General features: G+C 71.5%; 15 protein-coding genes. 5 read left to right on the top strand and 10 right to left on the bottom strand.

Annotation, left to right across the window (positions count from 1 at the left end):
* Window positions 1-32 precede the first annotated feature (32 nt).
* The 10 genes from ABT352_RS19095 to ABT352_RS19050 all read right to left on the bottom strand — a co-directional run bounded on the left by ABT352_RS19095 (window position 33) and on the right by ABT352_RS19050 (window position 11,328).
* A complete protein-coding gene (locus ABT352_RS19095) occupies window positions 33-1,364 on the bottom strand; it encodes an MFS transporter (RefSeq protein WP_350946180.1) in 1,332 nt (443 codons plus the stop codon).
* Window positions 1,361-1,867, bottom strand: coding sequence for a MarR family winged helix-turn-helix transcriptional regulator (locus ABT352_RS19090; protein WP_350946179.1), 507 nt, complete (start codon window positions 1,865-1,867; stop codon window positions 1,361-1,363). The genes ABT352_RS19095 and ABT352_RS19090 overlap by 4 nt, the downstream gene beginning before the upstream one ends.
* Window positions 1,868-1,886: 19 nt before the next feature.
* Window positions 1,887-2,948 (bottom strand): HAMP domain-containing sensor histidine kinase, encoded by a 1,062-nt coding sequence (locus ABT352_RS19085; RefSeq protein WP_350946178.1) that lies wholly within the window; start codon window positions 2,946-2,948, stop codon window positions 1,887-1,889.
* Complete coding sequence (locus ABT352_RS19080) at window positions 2,945-3,619, bottom strand: response regulator transcription factor (RefSeq protein WP_350946177.1); 675 nt, start codon at window positions 3,617-3,619, stop codon at window positions 2,945-2,947. The genes ABT352_RS19085 and ABT352_RS19080 overlap by 4 nt, the downstream gene beginning before the upstream one ends.
* A gap of 6 nt (window positions 3,620-3,625) precedes the next feature.
* On the bottom strand, window positions 3,626-5,320 hold the full coding sequence (locus tag ABT352_RS19075) for a serine hydrolase domain-containing protein (RefSeq protein WP_350946176.1): 1,695 nt from the start codon (window positions 5,318-5,320) through the stop codon (window positions 3,626-3,628).
* 97 nt (window positions 5,321-5,417) lie between these two features.
* The gene (locus ABT352_RS19070) at window positions 5,418-6,713 is read right to left on the bottom strand and encodes a Gfo/Idh/MocA family protein (RefSeq protein ID WP_350946175.1); all 1,296 of its coding nucleotides are present in this window, start codon (window positions 6,711-6,713) and stop codon (window positions 5,418-5,420) included.
* A gap of 74 nt (window positions 6,714-6,787) precedes the next feature.
* Window positions 6,788-8,050, bottom strand: a complete 1,263-nt coding sequence (locus ABT352_RS19065; RefSeq protein ID WP_350946174.1) for an ABC transporter substrate-binding protein — start codon at window positions 8,048-8,050, stop codon at window positions 6,788-6,790.
* Window positions 8,051-8,083: 33 nt separating this feature from the next.
* A complete protein-coding gene (locus ABT352_RS19060) occupies window positions 8,084-8,944 on the bottom strand; it encodes a carbohydrate ABC transporter permease (protein WP_350946173.1) in 861 nt (286 codons plus the stop codon).
* Window positions 8,928-9,908: a carbohydrate ABC transporter permease gene (locus tag ABT352_RS19055; protein ID WP_350946172.1), complete on the bottom strand. Its 981-nt coding sequence runs from the start codon at window positions 9,906-9,908 to the stop codon at window positions 8,928-8,930. The genes ABT352_RS19060 and ABT352_RS19055 overlap by 17 nt, the downstream gene beginning before the upstream one ends.
* A 457-nt stretch (window positions 9,909-10,365) precedes the next feature.
* Complete coding sequence (locus ABT352_RS19050; RefSeq protein ID WP_350946171.1) at window positions 10,366-11,328, bottom strand: LacI family DNA-binding transcriptional regulator; 963 nt, start codon at window positions 11,326-11,328, stop codon at window positions 10,366-10,368.
* 146 nt (window positions 11,329-11,474) lie between these two features.
* On the opposite strand from ABT352_RS19050, the gene ABT352_RS19045 reads away from it, so the two are divergent.
* From ABT352_RS19045 to ABT352_RS19025, 5 genes are all read left to right on the top strand, one after another.
* Window positions 11,475-12,362 (top strand): NAD-dependent epimerase/dehydratase family protein, encoded by an 888-nt coding sequence (locus ABT352_RS19045; RefSeq protein WP_350946170.1) that lies wholly within the window; start codon window positions 11,475-11,477, stop codon window positions 12,360-12,362.
* A 23-nt stretch (window positions 12,363-12,385) separates the two neighbouring features.
* Window positions 12,386-13,252 carry a 5-dehydro-4-deoxyglucarate dehydratase gene (locus tag ABT352_RS19040; RefSeq protein WP_350946169.1) on the top strand — a complete coding sequence of 289 codons (867 nt, stop codon included), beginning with the start codon at window positions 12,386-12,388 and terminating at the stop codon, window positions 13,250-13,252.
* Window positions 13,249-14,292, top strand: a complete 1,044-nt coding sequence (locus ABT352_RS19035; RefSeq protein WP_350946168.1) for a mandelate racemase/muconate lactonizing enzyme family protein — start codon at window positions 13,249-13,251, stop codon at window positions 14,290-14,292. The genes ABT352_RS19040 and ABT352_RS19035 overlap by 4 nt, the downstream gene beginning before the upstream one ends.
* A complete protein-coding gene (locus ABT352_RS19030; protein WP_350946167.1) occupies window positions 14,289-16,283 on the top strand; it encodes a DUF6807 family protein in 1,995 nt (664 codons plus the stop codon). The genes ABT352_RS19035 and ABT352_RS19030 overlap by 4 nt, the downstream gene beginning before the upstream one ends.
* Before the next feature lie 460 nt (window positions 16,284-16,743).
* Complete coding sequence (locus tag ABT352_RS19025; RefSeq protein WP_350946166.1) at window positions 16,744-22,227, top strand: ATP-binding protein; 5,484 nt, start codon at window positions 16,744-16,746, stop codon at window positions 22,225-22,227.
* Window positions 22,228-22,260: the final 33 nt, after the last annotated feature.

Genomic DNA, 22,260 nt, shown 5'->3' with positions numbered 1-22,260 from the left:
CCGTCCGCCGTCTCCGGCGAACCACGTGCGGCTCAGCACCCGGGTGACATCTCGCGATCGGGTGCCGCGTCGGGGAGTGGCAGCGCCTCACGTGCTTCGTGTTCCTCGTGTCCGGACGGGGTGCGGTAGTCGCGCAGGGGCCGGTTGACCAGGCCGATGGTGACGACGCAGAGCGCGGCCGCGAGGCCGCCCGCGACGAGCGCGACGGGTGCGGACGTGAGGGAGGCGAGAAGTCCCCCGCGGAAGTTGCCGGCCTCCGGTCCGGCGACGCCGATGACGTGCTCGACCGAGGAGACCCGCCCCCGGTAACGGTCGGGTGTCTCGAGCTGGACCAGTGCGCTGCGGGTGACCACGGCGACCGTGTCGGCCGCACCGGCGATCACGAGGCAGCCGAGGGCGAGCCAGAGCGGCCCCGCCAGGCCGAAGCCTGCCAGGGCGAGACCCCAGAGTGTGGCCGCGAAGAGCTGGACGAGGCCGCCGCGGTGCAACCGGGTGACGGTTCCGGACAGCAGGCCCGCACCGAGCCCGCCGACCGCGATCGCGGACAGGAAGAGCCCCAGCGTCCGTGGGTCTCCCTCGAAGCGGATCTCGTTGATCAGGGGGAAGAGCGCGATCGGCATGGCGAGGAGCGTGGCGGCGAGGTCGGTGGCGAAGGCGCCCCACAGGGTGGGGCGCCGCAGGATGATCCGCCAGCCTCCCCTGGCCGGACCGCGCCGCGGGGGCGTGCCGTCGACGGGCGGCCGATCGTCGCCGGCGCGTGAGACGGCCATCGCGGGCAGCCGCATCACGGCGATCAGTGACGCGACGCCGGCGAGGGCCTGGATCGCGTACGCGGCGGGATAGTGCCACTGGGCGAGCACGAGGCCGGCGAGGGCCGGTCCGGCGAGCATGGATGCCTGGAAGGCGACGTTCTGCAGGGCGAGCCCGGCGGCGACCTGGTCTGCGGGGAGCAACCGGACGGGGAAGGTGCGCTTCGCCGGGGCTCCGAGCGCAGCGCAGCCGGACTGCGCGGCGATCAGGGCGAGCAGCAGCGGGACGGAACGGTTGCCTGCGGCGGCCTGCGCCACCAGGCCCACGGACACCAGGACCTGACCCGCGGTGGTGGCGCGGACGAGGTTCCTGCGGTCGACGGCGTCGGCGAGCGATCCGCCGGCCAGCCCGAGCACGAGGAGGGGTACGGCTGTGGCGAGGCCGATGGCGCCGGTCCAGAGCGGGCTGCGTGTGAGGTCCCAGACCTGCAGGAGGACGGCGACCCCGGCGACCTGCCGGCCGATTGAGGCGAGGGAGGATCCGATCCACAGGTCGCGGAAAGGCCTGCTGGTGCGCAGCGGGCGGAGGTCGATCAGCCGTTCGCGCCAGGTCACGGGGACGGCTCCGCCGGGGCGGGCGGCTCGTGGAGGTGGGCGAGGATCCGCTCTCGCATGGGCCGCCGCGCCAGGGCGCGCTCCAGCTCGGCGACGACGGCACTGAGCGCGTGCGGGATCTCGTCGTCGAGTTCGGAGACGGCGGCCTCGGTCGCGCGCCATTCGGCCTCAAGGAAGGGGATGAGGGCGCGGCCGCGGCCGGTCAGGGTGATGCGGCGGGTGCGGGCGTCGGTGCCGAGCTCGGAGTCGACCAGCCCTTCGCGCCGCATCGCCGTGATCGTCTGGCTCATCGCCGAGTGCGAGCGGCCCAGTGAGTCCGCGAGTTCACGGATCGTCAGCGGGCCGGTGTGCGCGAGGCGGATCAGCGGATAGGCGAACCGGGGGCGCACTCCCTCGATGCCGCGTTCGACGTAGACGGTCTCGATCTGGGCGTCCAGGGCGGCCAGCATGGCGTGAACCGCGTCCCATCGTCCGGGGGAGGCGGTGGGATCCAAAGATGTCATAGCACTAATATAACAGTGCTCATACAAAGCGGCGCAAGGTGAGCCGGAAGGCACAGCCGCCGGCCGGGTGGGGAGGATCCAGCGTGAGGTCGCCGCCGTGGGCCAGGGCGATCTGCCTGGCGATCGGCAGGCCGAGACCGGTGCCGGGGACGTCGCGCCGGCCACGCCAGAAGCGCTGGAAGACGTGTTCCCGTTCGTCGGCGGGAATGCCGGGGCCGTGGTCGGTCACGACCAGCGTCGCCTCGGTGTCGGTGACCTCGACGCCGATATCCACCTCCGATCCGGCCGGGGCGTATCTGATCGCGTTGTCGACGAGGTTGGAGATCGCGCGGCTCACGGTGGGCTCGTCGACGGAGCACACGGCGGTGGGCGGGCCGGTGACCGACAGGCCGATCTTCTTGCCGGCCGCCGGCACGCCGGCCTGCTCGACGACGCCGCGTACCAGGGCCATCAGGTCGGTCGGCCGCCGGTCGACGGCGCGGGCCCGTGCGCGGGCGTCGACCAGCAGGTGGTCGATCGTCGTCTGGAGCCGCTCGGACGCCGCTCGCGAGCGTTCCAGCCCTCGCCGGTAGATCTCCACGGTGGGTGCGGGGTGGTCGAGGAGCACCTCGGCGTTGGTCATCAGCACCGACAGCGGGACGCGCAGCTCGTGGCTGGTCTCGTCGATCAGCCGCCACTGCGTGGCGGCGGCCTGCTCCAGCCGGTCGAGCATGGCGTCGAAACTCGCGGCCAGGGCCATCACCTCGGCCGGCCCGCGCTCCAGGGCGATACGCCGGCTCAGGTCCGTTCCGCCGATGTCGTCGGCCGCCGCGCGGATCCGCTCGATCGGGGCCGTCGCCCGGCCCGCCCACCACCAGGCCAGTGCGGCGGCGGCCGGGGCGAGCGCGAGGATGGTCCAACTGACCCACGCGGACCTGTGCACCGAGGTGCTCCGGACGCTCTGTGCGCCGTCGAGCGTCTGGAAGGTCGTCTCGGTGTCGGTCACGAGGACCACGCCGAACAGCAGCAGAACCGGGAGGTAGATCGCGAGGAATCCGAGCACGGCGAGGCGCGCGCGCAGTGACCGCCAGGGACGGGTCATGAGGGGGGCCTCTCCAGCCGATAGCCGACGTTGGTGATCGTGAAGATCAGGGCGGGCTCGCCGAGCTTCCTGCGCAGCCGGCTGAGGATGACCCGCACCGAGGCGGTGAAGGGGTTGGCGTGGGCGTCCCACACGTGCTCCAGCAGGTCCTCGGCTGAGAGCGTCACGCCGGGATGGTGCATGAAATAGCGCAGCAGCGCGTACTCGCGCGAGGTGAGATCGAGTTCGACGCCGGACCGCCAGACCCGGTGAGCGGTGAGGTCGAGGGTGAGCTCGCCCACCCGCAGGATCGATCCGTGCTCGTCGGCGCGCCGGCCCAGTGCCCGCAACCGGGCGACGAGCTCGGTGAAGTGGAACGGCTTGACGAGATAGTCGTCGGCGCCGGCGTCCAGCCCGGCCACCCGGTCGGCGACGGCGTCGCGGGCGGTCAGCACGAGCGTGCGCCGGGGCCGGTGCAGGTCGGGATCGCCGGCGAGCCGGCGCACCAGGTCGAGCCCGTCGCCGTCGGGCAGGGAGAGGTCGAAGCAGGCCACGTCGTAGGCCGTGGTCCGCAGCGCCTCCTCCGCCTCACGGTAGGTCGCCGCCAGGTCGACCGCGTACGACTCGTTGCGCAGGCCGAGGGCGACCACCTCGGCCAGGTCGGGGTCGTCCTCGACGAGGAGGATACGCACGGCGCGTCAGCCGGTCCGTCGTGCGGACGTCGTCCCGTCCGCCCGGGAGACGAGCAGCTGCCGGTCCTGGAAGGAGAGGCTCACCCGCGGCCCGGTGCCGGCCGGGTCGTCGGGACGGTAGCGGCCGTCTCCGGAGGCGACGAAGGTCAGTTCCGGGGCCTTCGTGGGAACCTCGGCCGCCTCGATGCCTCCCTGTTCGTTGACGGAGTACCAGCCGAGGACCTGTCGCGTTCCGGCGGTGAGGGTGACGTAGGTGCGCACCTGGCCGCCGCCGGTCACCGTGCCGGCAGGTGTGACGGCGCCGAGGGGCCCGAAGGCGGCCTCCAGGGACGCGCGTTCCTTGCGGCCCTCCTGCGTCTTACCGGCCAGCAGCGCCAGTACGCGCTCGTCGTGCCCGCGCGGATCGCCCGCGGTGGGATCGCGGGGCGGGAACAGCGCCGCGACCGCGTCGGGGCCGGTGGCCGAGACCGTCAGCCCGCCGTCGGAGGTGCTCACGTCGAGGGAGCCTCCCGTCTTCAGTTCGTACGACCCGACGATAGCGGCGAGATCGCCACCGCCGCGGGCCGCCGCGGTGGGGGTGGGCAGCGGGCCGCCGACGAGCAGCGCCGGCCCCACCACCCGCAGCAGGTCCTCGGCGCTCACCTCCGGTTTGTTCGCCGATATCGCGACCACCCGCTCCTGCCCGGGGATCCACGCGACGACGGTGTTGTGGCCGACGTCGCCGCCGCCCCCCGCGGTGCTCAGGAACGGCTCGCCGAACAGCGACTCGTCGAACGCCACCCACCCCGGGGTCTCGGACCTGCCGTCGCCCAGATCGTGCCCCGGCCTGCCGATGATCTCGGCCGATTCGCGGGAGAGCAGCCTTCCGGTGAACAGCGCGTGCGTCCAGGTCGCCAGGTCCCGCATGGTCATCGCGAGGCCGCCGTTGCCCTCCACCGCCCAGTACGGCCCGTCGAAGCCGCCTGAGCGGCCGATCGCGCCGTTGTCGAGCCGCCCGACGGCCCGAGGCCCCGTCACGGCCGGCTCGCCCTCCCAGAATCCTCCCGCGACCCGGCCGCCGGGCAGCCGCAGGACCCTCTCGGCCAGGTAGGCGCGAAAACTCCTGCCCGACGCCTTCTCGACGATGAGCGCGAGCAAGGTGTAGCCGGCGTTGGAGTACAGGTAGCCGCGGCCGGGCTTGAAGGCCGGCCTCAACGCGCCGATCGCCGCCACCGCGGCGTCCCGGCCGAGCGGCTCGTAGTCGCCGCGGCCGTGTGAGCCGTTGAGCCCGCCGGTGTGCAGCAGCAGCTGCCGCACCGTCGCCTTGGCCGCGGCGCCGCCCAGTTCGGGCAGGATCTTCCCCGCCCGGTCGTCGAGCGCGAGCTTTCCCTCCTCGACCAGGGTGAACACCGCCGCCGCGGTGAACGCCTTGGTGACCGATCCGATGCTGAACACCGTCTCCGGGGTGTTCTGCCTTCCCGTGGCGTCGTCCGCCGTGCCGTAGGCGGCGAGGCAGGTGGCCCTGCCGCCTTCGAGGATCGCGATCGATCCGCTGAACCCCGCGTCGGCCCACGCGCCGAACGCCACCTCCAGCCGGTGGTCGCACCGGGTGGCGCCGGCCTCCGTGGCCCGTGGCGGTCGCGGGCCGCCGGGAGCGGCGCCGCACGCCGCCAGGGTCGCCGCCAGTACGACGGCCGTGATCGCTGGAAGAGTCTTTCGCATGGGGGCGAAGTTAGGCTCCGCCCTGCAAACCTGACGTGAACGACTTCGCGTCCCCGGGTGATCCGCTCGCTTCGACGGCGCGCCTGCTTCTACCGGGTCAGCGCGCGAGCCGGGTGCCGTCCTCGTCGAGGAGAACGGGGGCGCCGGTCGCGGCGGAGAGGTTCGCCGAGATCCCGACCATCACGCCGGCGACGCCCGCGAGGTGCCCCGCCTGGCGGCCCAGCGGATCCTCGCCCGCGCCGCGGAAGACGTCGTTCAGCATGAGGGCGTCGCCGCCGCCGTGGCCGCCCGCGCCCGAGGGGATGGCGACCTCCTCCGGTTCGCTCCAGTGCCGGTGCAGGACGAGCCGTTCGAAGGCGCCGGGGGCGTGGGCCTTGTCGGCGGCGGTCGGGTCGATCGCGGCGCGCGGCGGGGTCCAGGCGCGTTCGACGACCTCCAGCTCCAGCCGTCCCGCGGTGCCGTTGAAGGCCACCCGGTAGCCCTCGAAGGGGCCGTGGGCGTTGAGTGAGTAGGTGAGCGTCGCCCCGCGCGAGTAGCCGACGAGGACGGCCATGTTGTCGTCGATGCTCACGCCCTCGCCGAACACGTCCTGGTCGCGGATGTAGCCGTCCTCGTGCTCTGCGTCCAGGTACAGGCGCTTGAGCCGGGGATCGGCGGAGATGTCGAGGAGGTAGGGGTCGGTGCCGAGTTCCGGTGCGCCGTGAGCGCGTTGTGGCCGGTCGCGCAGGCCACGGGCGCGGGCGTTGGCGGCTCCGTAGAAGCGCAGCGCCGACCGGGCGTAGACGGAGCGGGCGGTGTCGGCCAGCCACCAGTTGACCAGGTCGAAGTGGTGGGTGGACTTGTGCACCAGCAGCCCGCCTGAGCTGGACCTGTCGCGGTGCCAGCGGCGGAAGTAGTCGGCTCCGTGGATGGTGTCGAGCACCCACTCGAAGTGCACGGAGGCGACGTCGCCGATCGCTCCGTCGGCGATCAGCCGGCGGACGGCGCTGTTGCGCGGCGAGTAGCGGTAGTTGAAGGTGACGACGAGCCGGCCGGTGCTGCGCTCGGCGGCCTCGACGATGGCCGCGCAGTCCTCGGCGGTGGTGCACAGCGGCTTCTCCACGATGACGTCCTTGCCCGCCTCCAGCGCGGCGACGACGTAACGGGCGTGGGCGGCGTCGACGGTGGCGACCACGACGGCGTCGGCGAGCTGGAGCAGCTTGTCGAACTCGTGCGGTGCGAAGCTCGGGACGTCGCGTCCGATCCGGTCGAGGTAGTAGCCGATCCGGGTCCGGTTGACGTCGCAGAGGGCGGCGATCTCGCCGGTGTCGCCCCACTCGCCGAGCAGCGCGTCGATGTACAGCTGCACCCGGTGGCCGAGTCCGACGAAGGCGTATCGCATCAGGAACTCCATCAGGGGGACGGGAAAGTGGCGGGTGTGCCGTACGGCTCGGCGCGAGCCGTACGGCACACGTCAGGGGAGGCCGGTCACTGGGAGATGGCGGCGTTGGCCTCGTTGAGGAAGGACTTCACCGCGTCGTCCGCGGAGGCCTTGCCGAACAGCACCGAGTCGCTGGCGCGCTTGAGGATGTCCTCCATCTCCATCGCGCCCTTCGGCGGGATCACGATCGGGCTCAGCTCGCTCCTGATCGAGTCGATGAAGGCGAGCACCTTCTGGTCGGTCGGGGTGAGCTTGTCCTTGACGGCGTCGACGACCTTGGCGTTGGTCGGCAGGCCGCGGTCACTGAGCAGGATGGCGCCGGCCTCGGGGTCGTTGACGAGGAATTCGACGAACTTCTGCGCGGCCTCGGCCTGCTCGGTCTTCGACGAGATCGTGTAGTACATCGCCGGCTGCAGGAACATGCCGGCGGTGGTCGCGCCCTCGGCCTTGGGCATCCGCAGCAGGTCGAGTTCCTGGCCGGAGCCCTTGTTCAGCGCGGTGAGCTGGTTGCTCCACCAGCTGCCGAACGCGCTGGCGTTCGTGGCGAGCAGTGCCTGGTCGACCTTGGTGCCGGTCTCCAGCATCTGGGCGGCGCCGGGACCGGCCTTGGTGGAGACGATCTTCTGTAGCAGGGCCCACCAGTCCTTGATGGTCTGCTCCGACATGCCGATCCTGCCGTCCTTGTAGAACTGCTCCCCGCGCTGGGCGGCGAACAGCTGCAGGAAGGCGGGGTTCACGTTCCACTCGGTGCCCCAGATCTTGCCGTCGCCCTTCTCGGTCACCTTCTGGGAGATCGAGATGTAGTCGTCCCAGTTCCAGGTCGTGTCGTCGGGGACCTTCTCGCCCGCCTTCTCCACCGTCGCCCTGTTGACGATGATCGGGAAGGTGTTGACGCCGGTGGGGACGGCGTACTGCTTGCCGTCGATCTGACCGGCCTTGAGCACCTCCTGGTCGAGGTCGGCGGTGTTCAGCTTGCCGGTGAGGTCGGCGAGGGTGGCGCGGCCCGCGTACTCGGCGAGGCCGCGGATCTCGATGGACATGACGTCGGGGGCGTCGCCGGCCGCGGTCTTGGTGGCCAGTTTCTCGTAGTAGCTGTCCCAGTCGGAGAAGTCGCCTTCGATGTCGATCGTCGGGTTCTTCTTCTCGAAAGCGGCGATGGCCGACTCGGTCAGCTTCTGCCGGGCGTCGCTGCCCCAGTACGAGAAGACGACCTTCGTCTTCCCGCCGGAATCACCGCTGTCGTCGCTGCCGCAGGCGGTTGCCGACACGGCGAGCAGGGTGATGGCGGTGGCCGCCAGGATGCGCTTCATCGGGATACCTCCGGGGGTGGGGGATGGGGAGGGTTATTTGAGACCGGTGGTCGCCATACCGCGGATGAGGTACTTCTGGCCCGCCAGGAAGAATCCGAAGATCGGGCCGAGCGAGATGATCGACATCGCGAACAGCGGCCCCCAGGAGGACTCGCCGCTGGAGTCCATGAACTGCCGGAGCGCGACGGGAACGGTGAGGTTGTCGGAGTTGGTCAGGTAGAGGTTCTGGGTGAAGAAGTCGTTCCACGTCCAGATGAAGGTGAAGATCGCGGTGGTCGCGAGCGCCGGGACGCACAACGGCATGATCACCCGGGTGAACGTGCGCCACTGGCCCGCGCCGTCGATCGCCGCCGCCTCGTCCAGCTCCCGGGGAAGGGTGCGGATGAACTGCACCATCAGGAAGATGAAGAACGCGTCGGTCGCGAGGAACTTCGGCGCGACGATCGGCCAGATCGTGTTGATCCAGTCGATCTTGGCGAACACGATGTACTGCGGGACGACCGTGACGTGGTGCGGCAGCATGATCGAGCCGAGCATGATTGCGAACCACATCTTCTTCAGCGGGAACTCCAGCCGGGCGAAGGCGTAGGCCGCGAGCGAGCAGGCGGCCAGGTTGCCGATCACCGCCAGGGCGGTGAGGACCGCCGAGTTCCACAGGTAGTAGCCGAAGGAGTGCTTGAGCGCGCCCCAGCCCTCGGTGTAGTTCTCGGCCGTCACCGCGGTCGGCATCAGCCCGGGCTCCCGGAAGATCAGCTCCTCGGGCTTGAACGAGCTGGAGACCATCCAGAGCAGCGGGTAGAGCATGAGCAGCCCGGCGGCGATGAGCAGCAGGTGCCTGACCAGGCGCGGGGCGGGCCGGAAGAGGGCCGGTACGCGCTTACTTGTCGTCGCCATAGAAAACCCAGAATCGAGACATGAGGAAGTTGACGGCGGTCAGCGCGGCGATGATGAGCAGCAGCACCCAGGCCATGCCGGCCGCGTAACCCATTTCGTAGTTCTTGAAGCCCTTGATGTAGAGGTAGAGCGTGTAGAACAGGGTCGAGTCGACCGGTCCGCCGTTGCCGCCGCTCACGATGAACGACTGGGTGAAGGACTGGAACGACTTGATCACCTCCAGCACCAGGTTGAAGAAGATGATCGGGGTGAGCAGCGGCAGGGTGATCGAGCGGAACTTCCGCCACCTGCCGGCGCCGTCGACCGCGGCCGCCTCGTACAGGCTCTGCGGGATCTGGCGGAGCCCGGCCAGGAAGATGACCATCGGGGCGCCGAACGTCCAGACGTGCAGGATGATCAGCGTCCACAGCGCGGTGTCGGGGCTGGTCACCCAGCCGTGGCCCTGGTAGCCGAACAGGCCGAGGAACGAGTTGACGATGCCGTCGGTCCCGAAGATCTTCCGCCAGAGGATCGAGATCGCCACGCTGCCCCCGAGCAGCGACGGCAGGTAGAAGATCGAGCGGTAGAACGGCAGGCCGCGCAGGCCCCTGTCCAGCACGAGCGCGAGCGCCAGGGCGAAGGCGAGCTGCAGCGGGACGGAGACCACCACATAGGTGGTCGTCACCTGCAGCGAGGCCATGAACCGGTCGTCCTGGACGAACATCTTCTCGTAGTTGTCCAGGCCCACCCAGTGGGCTTCGCTCAGCAGGCTGTAGTCGGTGAACGACAGGTAGAGCGAGGCGATCATCGGACCGAGCGTGATCGCGAACAGGCCGATGAACCAAGGGGCCAGGAACAGATAGGCGGCCAGCGCCTGCGATCGGCCGCGGGAGCTCTTGAGACGCCCTGGGCGGGGGGCACCCGCCTTTTCCCGGGGTGCGACCGGTATCTCGGCCGTCCCCGCCGGTGCGGGACTCAGCGTCATCACTGGCCCTTCGGGGAGTTGGTGAATGGGATGCGCTTTTCCTATAGCGTCACGAACTAATACGTCAACCCTTTGCAGTGAGCTGGATCACGAATCGTAACGTTAGCTTTTGGCATTATCGCAGGTCAGACGAGGTATTCCCTGTCGGGTTCCGAATGGAAAAATCTCGCACGAAGACGAGTTTGTACAACCGATTGCAGTTGCGGGCATACGCGTGCCCCCGTTGTGGCGAGCGGAAAACGCCTGGTCAACGCCGTGCGGGCGGCTCCCGGCGCACCCGTTTCCGGCAGGGGTCCCGGGCCGGGTGCCTGCGGCGGCCCGGGTCTCATCGGCCGGGGAGTCACCCCTGCGGGCGGACGCGCCTTCCCCCGGCGGTGTGGTCGCCGAGGGCGGCGCCCGTCTCAGCCGATCGGCCGGTGGGGCGGGCGCGGTGCCCGCCCGGCTGCCTCTGGGAAGTTCACGGGGCCTGTCTGGGAGGCGCGGTGGACTCGCGGACCACCAGGTGGGTCTCCAGGACGGTCGTGGCGCTCATCGACTGGATGAGGAGGTCGACCGCCATCCGGCCGGCGTCGCTCGCGGGCATCGCGACCGTGGTGAGTTTGGGGCGGTGCAGCCGCCCGGTGATGCTGTCGTCGAAGCCGATCACGCTGACGTCGCCCGGCACGTCGACGCCGAGGACCTCCAGTCCTCCGATGAGGCCGATGGCGACGAGGTCGTTGTAGGCGAGCACGCCGGTCACCCCGGCCTCGGCCACCTTGGCCGCGGCGGCGATGCCGCCCTCCTCGGTGGGGGAGTTGGGGCCGATGACGACCGTGTCGAGACCGGGGATCTCCGCGACGGCCTTGCGGATCTCCCCGCTGGTCCACGATCCGGCCGGGCCCGTCACCAGGGCGACGCGCCGGTGACCGAGTCGCACGAGGTGCTCCATCGCGACGCGGGCGCCGTGGGCGACGTCCATCACGACCGTGGTCAGCCCGCGGATACGCCGGTTGACCAGCACGAACGAGACGCGTTCCGAGAGCTTCTCCAGAGCCTTGTTCGACAGGCGCGGGCTGCACAGCACGATGCCGTCGACCTGCTTGGAGAAGGCCAGGACGAGGTTCTCCTCCTCGGTGGGGTCCTCGCCGGTGTCGGCCACGAACAGGTGGTAGTCCTGGCGGCGGGCGGCGGCCTGCGCGGCCTTGATCAGCGGAGGGAAGAACGGATTGGCCAGATCGGCCACGATCAGCCCGATGTTGTTGGTGCGGCCCGTCTTGAGGGAGCGGGCCGCCCGGTTGGGCCGATAGTCGAGCTTCTCGGCCGCCGCGAGCACCCGGGTCCGGGTCTCGGCGTTCACCAGATGAGGTGCCGAGAAGGTTCGGGAGACCGTCGACACGTGAACACCTGAGGCGTGGGCGACGTCCCGAATGGTCACTGACATGCGCACACCCTAACGCAATCGTTTGCAGATCAGCTAACCATCCTGAGACCGGTTGCGGGCGATTGACCCCGCTCACTTGACGTATTGTCTCGCCTGACGCGATTGTTTACTGCAACTGATTGCAGTCTTCAGAAGGAGTCCACACGGTGAGCAGAGTGCTCGTCACCGGTAGCGCGGGCCGGCTCGGCCGCAGCGTGGTCACCTCGCTCGCGGCGGCCGGACATGAGGTGATCGGCGTGGACAGCGCGCCGGGCACCCCGCGAGAGGCCGCCTCGGCCCTTCCCGCGGATCTCACCGACCTGGGGGAGGCCCACTCGGTGATCGCACGGTTCCGGCCGCAGGCGGTGGTCCACCTGGCGGCCATCGCGGTGCCGTTCAGCCGTTCCGAGCCCACCACGTTCCGCGTCAACACCCAGCTCGCCTTCAACGTCTGCACGGCCTCGGTCGCCCTCGGGGTGGAGAAGCTCGTGGTGGCCAGCAGCCCCACGGTGATCGGATACGGCGCGCCGGGCGGATGGACCCCCGCCTACCTGCCGCTCGACGAGGACCACCCGACGGAGCCCTGGAACGCCTACAACCTGTCGAAGGTCGTGGCCGAGCAGACCGTGCGGACCTTCGCCCGCACCACCGAGACCACCCGGATGGCCGCGTTCCGCCCCTGTTTCGTCGTCGCGCCCGAGGAGTGGGAGGGCGCGCCCACCCAGTCCGGGCACACGATCACCGAACGGCTGAACCGGCCCGAGATAGGCGGAGCCTCGCTGTTCAACTACCTCGACGCCCGCGACGCCGGCGACTTCGTCGACACACTGCTCACCAGGCTCCCCCTGCTGGAGACGAACGGCGAGGTCTTCTTCGCGGGCGCCGGCGACGCCCTGGCGCGCGAGCCGCTGGCCGAGCTGCTGCCGGCCGTCATGCCGGAGACGAAGACGTTCGCCGCCCATCTGACCGGCACCGCCCCCGCCTTCTCCTCCGCCAAGGCCGAGCGGCTGCTCGGCTGGACCGCCAAGCGCGGCTGGCGCACCGAACTCTCCTGACTCTCCAGAAAGAGACCCTGATCATGAATCTCGACGGTGTCCTCTTCTTCCCCGTCACCCCCTTCGGCGCGGACGGCGACCTCGCGCCCGGCGTGCTGGCCGACCACGTCCGGCGAGGCCTTGAGCACCGGCCGGGCGGCGTGTTCGCCGCCTGCGGGACGGGCGAGTTCACCGCGCTGTCGCAGGCCGAGCACGCCGAGGTCGTCCGGGTGGCGGTGGAGGCGGCGGCCGGGGCCGTCCCGGTGTTCGCCGGAGCGGGCGGGCCGATCGGCGCGGCACTCGCCCAGGCGCGGGCCGCCAGGGAGGCGGGCGCCGACGGGCTGCTGCTCATGCCGCCCTACCTCGTCCAGGGGCCCGGCTTCCCCGCCTACGTACGGGCGATCGCCGCCGAACTCCCGGTGATCATCTACCAGCGCGGGCCGATCGCGCTCGAACCGGAGGCGGCGGTCGAGCTGGCCGCGATCCCCGGTGTCATCGGGCTGAAGGACGGCCTCGGTGACATCGACCGGATGCAGCGGATCGTGCTGGCCGTCAGGGAGACCCACCGGGACTTCCTGTTCTTCAACGGGTTGCCGACCGCGGAGCTCACCCAGCCCGCCTACCGGGCGCTCGGTGTCGGCCTGTACTCCAGCGCGGTGTTCTGCTTCGCCCCCGAGATCGCCAACGCCTACCTGAACGGCGACGAGCGGCTGATCACCGAGTTCTACGCGCCGCTGGTGCGGCTGCGTTCCAGGGTTCCGGGCTACGCGGTGTCGCTGGTCAAGGCCGGGGTGCGGCTGCGCGGGCTGGACGCGGGCGAGGTCCGGCCGCCGCTGGTGCCCGTCGCGCCCGAGCACGAGGCCGAACTGGAGGCGCTGATCAAGTCGGGGCTCGCCCTGGTAGCGTCATGATCAAGGACTTGACGGTCACGCCACGGTCGGTACCCCTGAGCCGGCCCTGGGGCCCGGACGTCTCCCACAACCACGTGCTGCTCGTCACGATCACGCTGGACGACGGGCGGCGCGGCACCGGGATGGCGTGGACACCGCAGATCGGGGCCCAGGCGATCAGGGCACTGCTGGAGCACGACATCCGCGAGGCGGTGGTCGGCCTGCCGGCGCATCCGGAGCTGGTGTGGGACCGGCTGTCGGCTCACCTCGGCGAGGCGGGCCGGTCCGGGATCGTCCCGATCGCCCTGGCCGGGGTGGATCTCGCGCTCTGGGACCTGCGCTGCGGGGAGCGGGCGCTGGTCGAGATCCTCGGCGCGCGGCGCGAGAGCGTCCCCGTCTACGGCAGCGGGGTCAACCTCCACTACTCGCTGGAGGAACTCCGGGCGCAGGCCCGGCGATGGGTCGCCGCCGGATACACCGCGGTCAAGATCAAGGTCGGGCGCCCCTCGCCGGCCGAGGACGTCGAGCGGGTGGCGGCGGTCCGTGAGGTGATCGGCCCCGACCGGCTGCTGATGGTCGACGCCAACCAGCGCTGGGATCTGCACCGGGCCCGCGTCGCGCTGCGGGCCCTGGAGCGCTACGACCTGTTCTGGATCGAGGAGCCGCTGCCCGCCGACGACCTGTCCGCCCACGTGGAACTGCGGCGCGGCGTCACCGTCCCGATCGCGGTCGGCGAGAACGTCGCCACCGTCCACGGGTTCCGCGACCTGCTGACCGGGGGCGCCTGCGACGTCGTCCAGCCGAACCTGGTGCGGGTCGGCGGCATCACACCGTTCCTGCGGATCGCCGAGCTCGCCCGCGCCTTCGGCGTCCCCGTCTACCCGCACCTGCTCACCGAGCTGTCGGGCCAGCTCGCCCTCGCGCTGCACCACCCCGCGATGGTGGAGAGGGTGGAGGAGGCCGCGCTGACCGACCTCGGGCTGCTCGCCCCGCCCTTCCCGGTGGAGATCAGCGGGCCGGAGCTGCGGGCGACCGGGGCGCCGACGAGGTGGGCGTCGTGAAGCCGGTGCGAGTGGTGGTCGCCGGAGTGCACGGCTACGGCAGGAACCACCTGGCGAACGTCCGGCGGCTCGCCGCGGCGGGCCGGGCCGAGCTCGCCGGGGTATGCGACACCCTGCCACCCTCGCCCGGCCTCGACGTACCGTTCTCGGCGGACCTGCCGTCGCTGATCGCCGAGACCGGCGCGGAGGTCGCGGTGATCGCGACGCCGATCCACACCCACGCTCCGCTCGCCATCGCGGCCCTGCGGGCCGGCGCGCACGTGCTGCTGGAAAAACCGCCCGCGCCGTCGATGGAGGAGTTCGAACGGATCTCCGCCGCCGTGGCGGAGACGGGGCTCGCCTGCCAGGTGGGCTTCCAGTCGCTCGGCTCGGCCGCCGTCCCCGCCGCGGCCGGAGCGCTGGGCGAACCACTTCGGGGCGTCGGCGTCGCCGGATCCTGGACACGCCCGTTCACCTACTACTCACGCGCCCCCTGGGCGGGACACCGCAGGCTGGACGGCGTGGACGTGATGGACGGCGCGCTCACCAATCCGTTCGCGCACGCGACGGCCACCGCGCTGGCCGTCGCGGGTGCCGACACGGCCTCCTCGGTCGAGGGCGTCGAGCTGGAGCTGTACCGGGCCAACGCGATCTGCTGCGACGACACCTCCAGCGCGCGGCTCCGCCTCGCCGACGGCACCGTCATCGCGATCACCGTGAGCCTGTGCGGCGACCGCAGGACCGAGCCCTACCTGCACCTGCACGGCGAGACGCGCTCCGCCCTGCTCTTCTACACCCTCGACGAGATCGAGGTGGACGGTGTCCGCACCGGCTTCGACCGGGTCGATCTGCTCGGCAACCTCCTGGCGCACATCGGGGAGGGGGCGGAGCTGCTGGTGCCGCTGGAGCGGACCGGGGGCTTCACCCGGCTGCTCGACGAGATCCGGCGCGCTCCCGATCCGCTGCCCGTCGACGGCTTCCGCACGGAGCCGTCCCGGCTGGTGCTGCCGGGCATCGAGGGTCTGGTCGCGCGAGCGGCGGCCGAGCTGAAAACCCTCTCGGAACTCGGCTTCCCCGGCGGTCCCGGCTCCCGGGCGGCGACCGGACCGAAGACGGTCCGGTCCGAGACGGTCCGGTCCGAGACGGTCCGGTCCGAGACGGTCCGGTCCGAGACGGTCCGGTCCGAGACGGTCTGGCCCGAGACGGTGCTGAGGGCCGGTTCGCGGCAGGTCGCGACCTACCTCCAGCGGGGCGACCTGCAGCCGACGGACGCGCCGCGCCCCCACCTGCATCCGGTCCGCACCCTTGGCGGAACGGTCGTGACCGAGAGCCGGCCCGCCGACCACGTGCATCATTTCGGGGCGAGCGTGGCGATCTCCGATGTCAACGGGGTCAACTTCTGGGGCGGCTCCACCTACGTACCGGGCGCCGGCCCGCGGATCCTGCCCAACCACGGGCGCCAGCGGCGGCGCTCCCTGCGTCCCGTGCCCGGAGGCTTCGCCGAGAGCCTCGACTGGGTCGGACCGGACGGCACCGTCCTGGCCTCCGAGGAGCGGACCCTCACCACCCGCGTCCTGCCCGGCGCCTGGGCGCTGGACGTCGCCTTCACGCTGGACAACCGGACCGGCGCGCCGTTGTCGATCCAGAGCTCGGCCTGCAAGGGCAGGACCGGCGCCGGCTACGGGGGGTTCTTCTGGCGGGCGCCCAAGGACTCCACCAGGCTGGAGGTCTTCGCCGAAGGCACCTCCGGCGAGCGGGCCGTGCACGGTGGCCTCTCGCCCTGGCTCGCGCTCACCTGTGACGACTGGAGCCTGCTGTTCGTGCAAACCCTCGGGCTCGACCCGTGGTTCGTGCGCGTCGCCGAGTACCCGGGCGTCGGACCGGCCCTGGCCTGGGACGCGCCGCTGAGCGTGCCGGACCGGTTGGAACGCGCGATCACCGTCGTGGTCGCCGACGGGCGGCTCACCACGCGACGAGCCTCGGCCCTCGCCGCGGAGCTCCTCACCTCGTGACGGACCTCGCCGCGGGCGGCCTCGACGACGACCGCGACGGTGGACCTCGCGCGCGACGGTGAGTCACGCGCGAGGCCGCGAGAACCGATCGGCACCTTCCGCTCCGCCCCCGGAGAGGTCGAGGCCCGCAGCGTGCCCGCCTTCCGCGTGGCGATCGGCGGGCACTTTCTCGCCGCCGGCCACACCCGGGCACAGGTCCTCGCCCGCGCCGCCGACCTGCCGTTGAACCGCCCCCGCGAAGAGCACGGCCGTTGGGCCGCGTACCCGGGAAGTCCGAGTCAGGGATCATGTCGGTCGCATGCCACGCCATCCCGGCGGGTACGTTTGTGCGAGCCTCACAACTCCGGTCGCGAAAGACGCTCAGTCCCCGCCATTTCCGGTAGCGGGGGGCGACCGGGAGTATGTACCACGATCGGGGCGGGGACGGCCGCCGTGTTCACCGCTTCGAAAGGTTCGCTCAGTGTTCAGTCGTGTCGCCATCGTCAACCGCGGTGAAGCCGCCATGCGGCTCATCTATGCCGTTCAGGACCTAGCCGCGGAGACGGGAACACGGATCGAGACCGTCGCCCTGTACACCGACTCCGACCGGACGGCCACGTTCGTCCGCGAGGCGGACATCGCCTACGACCTGGGGCCCGCCGCGAACCGGCCCTACCTGGACCATGCCGTCCTGCGGAAGGCCCTGGTCGAGACCGGTGCGGACGCGGCCTGGGTCGGCTGGGGCTTCGTGGCCGAGGACCCGGCGTTCGCCGAGCTGTGCGCCGAGATCGGCGTGACGTTCGTCGGCCCGGGCGCCGAGGCGATGCGCAAACTGGGCGACAAGATCGGCTCGAAGCTGATCGCCGAAGAGGTCGGTGTGCCCGTCGCGCCGTGGAGCCGTGGCCCGGTGGAGACGCTGGAGGAGGCGAAGGCGGCGGCGGAGCGGATCGGCTACCCGTTGATGCTGAAGGCGACCGCGGGCGGTGGCGGCCGCGGCATCCGGATGATCTCCGGCCCCGACGAGCTGACCCTGGCCTACGAGCTGACGCGCCAGGAGGCGGCGCGCGCGTTCGGCAGCGGCGTCGTGTTCCTGGAACGCCTGGTGACGGGCGCCCGGCACGTGGAGGTACAGGTCATCGCGGACGGTCAGGGCACCGCGTGGGCGCTGGGCGTGCGCGACTGCTCCGTGCAGCGGCGCAACCAGAAGATCATCGAGGAGTCCGCCTCCCCGGTCCTCGACGCCACGCAGGTCGCCGAGCTGAAGGCGGCGGCCGAGCGGCTCGTGCTCGCGGTGGACTACAAGGGCGCGGGCACCGTCGAGTTCCTCTACCACCCCGGCGAGCGGCTGTTCGCGTTCCTCGAGGTCAACACGCGTCTGCAGGTCGAGCACCCGATCACCGAGATCACCACCGGCGTCGACCTGGTGAAGGCCCAGCTGCACGTCGCGGCGGGCGGCAGGCTGGAGGGCGAGGCCCCCGAGGAGTGGGGACACGCCGTCGAGGCGCGTCTCAACGCCGAGGACCCCGACCGCGACTTCGCGCCCTCACCCGGCAGGATCGCGCGGCTCGCGCTGCCCAGCGGTCCCGGCGTCCGGGTGGACACCGGGTTCGGCGAGGGCGACACGATCCCCGCCGACTTCGACTCGATGATCGCCAAGATCATCGCACACGGCCGTGACCGCACCGAGGCACTGGCCCGTCTGCGTCGCGCGATGACGCAGACGACCGTCATCATCGAGGGCGGCGTGACGAACAAGGGCTTCGTCCGCATGCTGCTCGACGAGCCCGAGGTGATCGACGGCTCGGCCGACACCGGCTGGATCGACCGCGTGCGCGCCCAGGGCGCCCTCGTGTCACACCGGCACTCCGCGATCGCGCTGATCGCCGCCGCCGTCGAGGCGTACGAGGACGAGGAGACCGTGACGCGGCAGCGATTCCTGGCCGCCGCGCACGGCGGCCGCCCGCAGTCGCAGCACGAGAGCGGCCGCGCGCTGGAACTCAAGCTCCGCGACATCGGCTACCGCGTCCAGGTCGCGCGCACCGGCGGCCACCGGTTCCGCGTCGGCATCTCGGCGGGCGGCCTGCGGCACACGGCCGACGTCGACATCGAGCGCTTCGACGAGCACAGCGGCCAGATCACCGTGAACGGCGTCCGCTTCAAGGTCGTCACGAGCACTCACGGTCCGATCCACCTGGTCGAGGTCGACGGCGTCACGCACCGGATCAGCCGCGACGAGGGCGGCATCGTGCGCTCGCCCGTGCCGGCGCTCGTGGTGGCCACGCCACTGCAGCCGGGCGACGAGGTCGAGGCCGGCGCGCCGCTGCTCGTGGTGGAGAGCATGAAGATGGAGACCGTGCTGCGCGCGCCGTTCCGCGGACGCCTGCGGGAGCTCGCGGTCTCGGTCGGCAGCCAGGTGGAGGCGGGCGCCCGCCTGCTCCGCCTGGAACCGCTGGGCGACGGCACGGCAGGTCCCGTCGCCGAGGTGCGGGAGATCGAGCTGGATCTGCCGCCGGAGCCGGTGGACGTGCCCGCGGCGGAGCGGGCCGCGCGCGGCCTGCAGGACCTGCGCGGCCTCCTGCTGGGGTTCGACATCGACCCGCAGGACGAGAAGCGCCTGCTCACCGGTTACCTCGCCGCGCGCGCCGAACTCGTCGCGAAGGGCGATCACGAGCCGGCCGGTGAGGTCGAGCTGCTGCACCTGTTCGCCGACCTGAGCGAGCTGAGCCGCAACCGGCCCGCCGGCGAGGAGTCCAAGCCCGACTCCTCGGTGCACAGCCCCCGCGAGTACTTCCACACCTACCTGCAGTACCTCGACCCCGACCGGTCCGGGCTGTCGGAGAGCTTCCAGCAGCGGCTCACGCACGTGCTGTCCCGCTACGGCGTCGAAGGCCTGGAGCGCACGCCGCAGCTGGAGGACGCGGTCTTCCGGATCTTCCTCGCCCAGCGGCGCGCCTCCGCCGACGTCGCCGTGGTGACGACCCTGCTGCGCCAGTGGGCCAAGGAGGCCCCGCCCGCCCAGGCCGACCGCGTCGCCGTCGGCGTGGTGCTGGAGCACCTGATCGCCGCCACCCAGATCAGGTTCCCGGCCGTCGCGGACCTGGCGCGCGGCGTGGTGTTCGCCTGGTTCGTCCAGCCGCTGCTGCGCCGCACCCGCGCCAAGGTCTACACGGCCGTACGCAAGCACCTGCGCCACCTCGACCAGCACCCGGACTCGCCCGACCGCGCCGAGCGGATCTCCGCCATGGTCGCCAGCTCCGAGCCGCTCGTCCGGCTGGTCGGCCAGCGGATCGGCCGCGAGGACGTGGACCCCGTGCCGCTGCTCGAGGTGCTGATCCGCCGCTACTACGGCAACCGCGCGCTCAGCGGCATCCGGACGAGCAAGGTGGCGGGCTGCACGTTCGTCGTCGCCGACCACCGCACCACGAGCGGTGCGGGCCGCGTCGTGGCCACCGCGGTCGACTTCCTGGCACTGGCCGAGGCCGTCAAGGCGGTCGACGAGTTCGCCGGCACCGGCGAGCTGGTGGCCGACATCTACCTGACCTGGCCGGACGCTCCCGACGACCCCGAGGAGATGGCCGCGCGCCTGCGCGAGGTCATGGCCGCGCAGCAGCCGTCGCACCGGATCGGCCGCATCGCCGCGACCGTCACGGGCGACAGCGGCGCCGTGATGCACCACCACTTCACCTTCCGGCCGTCCGCGGACGGCTTCGTGGAGGAGCGGCTGCTGCGCGGCCTGCACCCGCGCATCGCCGAGCGCATGCAGCTGGAGCGGTTGCGCGACTTCGACCTCACCCGGCTGCCCGCGCCCGACGAGGAGGTCTACCTCTTCCGCGCCTCGGCACGGCAGAACCCGTCCGACGAGCGGCTCGTCGCCCTGGGGCAGGTCCGCGACCTGACCCCGCTGCGCGACGACGAGGGAGGGCTCGTCGCGCTGCCCGCGGCCGAGAACGTGCTCGCCACCTGCCTCGACGCGATCCGCCGGGCCAAGAAGCCCGGCGCGAAGACCTCCGCCACGAACCGGATCGTCATCTACGTGTGGCCGCCGAACGACCTCTCGCCGGACGACCTGAACACCGTGGCGAAGCGCGTGCTGCCGACGACGGCGGGTGCGGGCCTGGAGGAGGTGCTGTTCCTGGGCAGGCGCCGCGACGGCGTCACCGGCGAGCTCGTCGACATCGCCGTCCGGATCGGCTACGACGTGGGCTCCGGCGTGCGGCTGTCCATCGTGCCGCCGCCGACCGAGCCCGTCGAGCCACTGGACGACTACCGCCAGGAGGTGCTGCGCGCGCACAGCCGCGGCACGCACCACCCGTACGAGCTGACCGACATGCTCGCCGGGCCGTTCGGCTCCTTCACCGAGTACGACCTGGACGAGTACGCGAGGCTGGTGCCGGTGAACCGGCCCAAGGGGCGCAACGGCGCCGCGCTCGTCGCGGGTGTCGTCAGCACACCCACGCCGCGCCACCCGGAGGGCATGACCCGCGTCGTGCTGCTGGGCGACCCGACGAAGGCACTCGGTGCGCTGTCGGAGCCCGAGTGCGCACGGGTGATCGCCGCGCTCGACCTCGCCGAGCGGATGCGGGTGCCGCTGGAGTGGTTCGCGCTCTCCGCGGGCGCCCGGATCTCGATGTCGTCCGGCACCGAGAACATGGACTGGGTGGCGGCCGCGCTGAAGCGGATCGTGACCTTCACCCAGGACGGCGGTGAGATCAACATCGTGGTCGCGGGCATCAACGTCGGCGCCCAGCCGTACTGGAACGCCGAGGCCACGATGCTCATGCACACCAAGGGCATCCTGGTGATGACGCCGGACTCCGCGATGGTGCTGACCGGCAAGCAGTCGCTCGACTTCTCCGGCGGCGTGTCGGCCGAGGACAACCACGGCATCGGCGGCTACGACCGGATCATGGGCCCGAACGGCCAGGCACAGTACTGGGCGCCGGACATCCGCGGCGCGCGGGAGATCCTGATGTCGCACTACGACCACAGCTACGTCGCGCCGGGGGAGAGCGGGCCGCGCAAGGCGATCACCGGCGACCCGGTGGACCGCGACGTGTCGACGTTCCCGCACGCCGTGCCGGACAGCGACTTCACGACGGTGGGTCAGATCTTCTCCGCCGAGTCCAACCCGGACCGCAAGAAGCCGTTCGACATCCGCACGGTCATGCGCGCGCTGTCCGACCAGGACCACCCCGTGCTGGAGCGGTGGGCGGGCATGGCCGACGCCGACACCGCCGCGGTCTGGGACGTCCACCTCGGCGGCCGGCCGGTGTGCCTGCTGGGCATCGAGTCGCGGTCCGTGCCGCGCCGCGGATTCCCGCCCACCGACGGCCCGGACACCTACACCGCGGGCACCCTGTTCCCCCGGTCGTCCAAGAAGACCGCCCGGGCCATCAACGCCGCGAGCGGGAACCGTCCGCTGGTCGTGCTGGCCAACCTGTCGGGGTTCGACGGCTCCCCCGAGTCGATGCGCAAGCTGCAGCTGGAGTACGGCGCGGAGATCGGCCGCGCGGTGGTGAACTTCAAGGGCCCGATCGTGTTCTGCGTGATCTCGCGCTATCACGGTGGGGCCTTCGTGGTGTTCTCCAAGGCGCTCAACCCGAACCTGACCGTGCTCGCGGTCGAGGGCTCGTTCGCCTCGGTGCTCGGCGGCGCCCCGGCCGCCGCGGTGGTCTTCGCGCGAGACGTCGACAAGCGGACCGGCAACGACCCCAGGGTGCTCGCGCTCGCCGCCCGCGTCGCGGAGGCGCCGGCCGCCACCCGGGCCGCGCTCGCCGCCGAGCTGGCCGAGCTGCGCTCGTCGGTGCGGGCCGAGAAGCTGACCGAGGTGGCCACCGAGTTCGACCGCGTGCACAGCATCCAGCGGGCGGTCGACGTCGGCTCGGTGGACGCGATCATCAGCTGCTCCGAGCTGCGGCCCCGGATCATCGAGGCGGTCGAGAAGGGCATCGCCCGGCAGGTCTGACCCGCTCCGAAGCCCCGGACGCCCGCGTCTTTT

Origin of the sequence: Streptosporangium sp. NPDC000563, assembly GCF_040299985.1 — a bacterium.
Classification (GTDB): domain Bacteria; phylum Actinomycetota; class Actinomycetes; order Streptosporangiales; family Streptosporangiaceae; genus Streptosporangium.
This window is presented reverse-complemented; position numbering and strand designations above follow the sequence as displayed.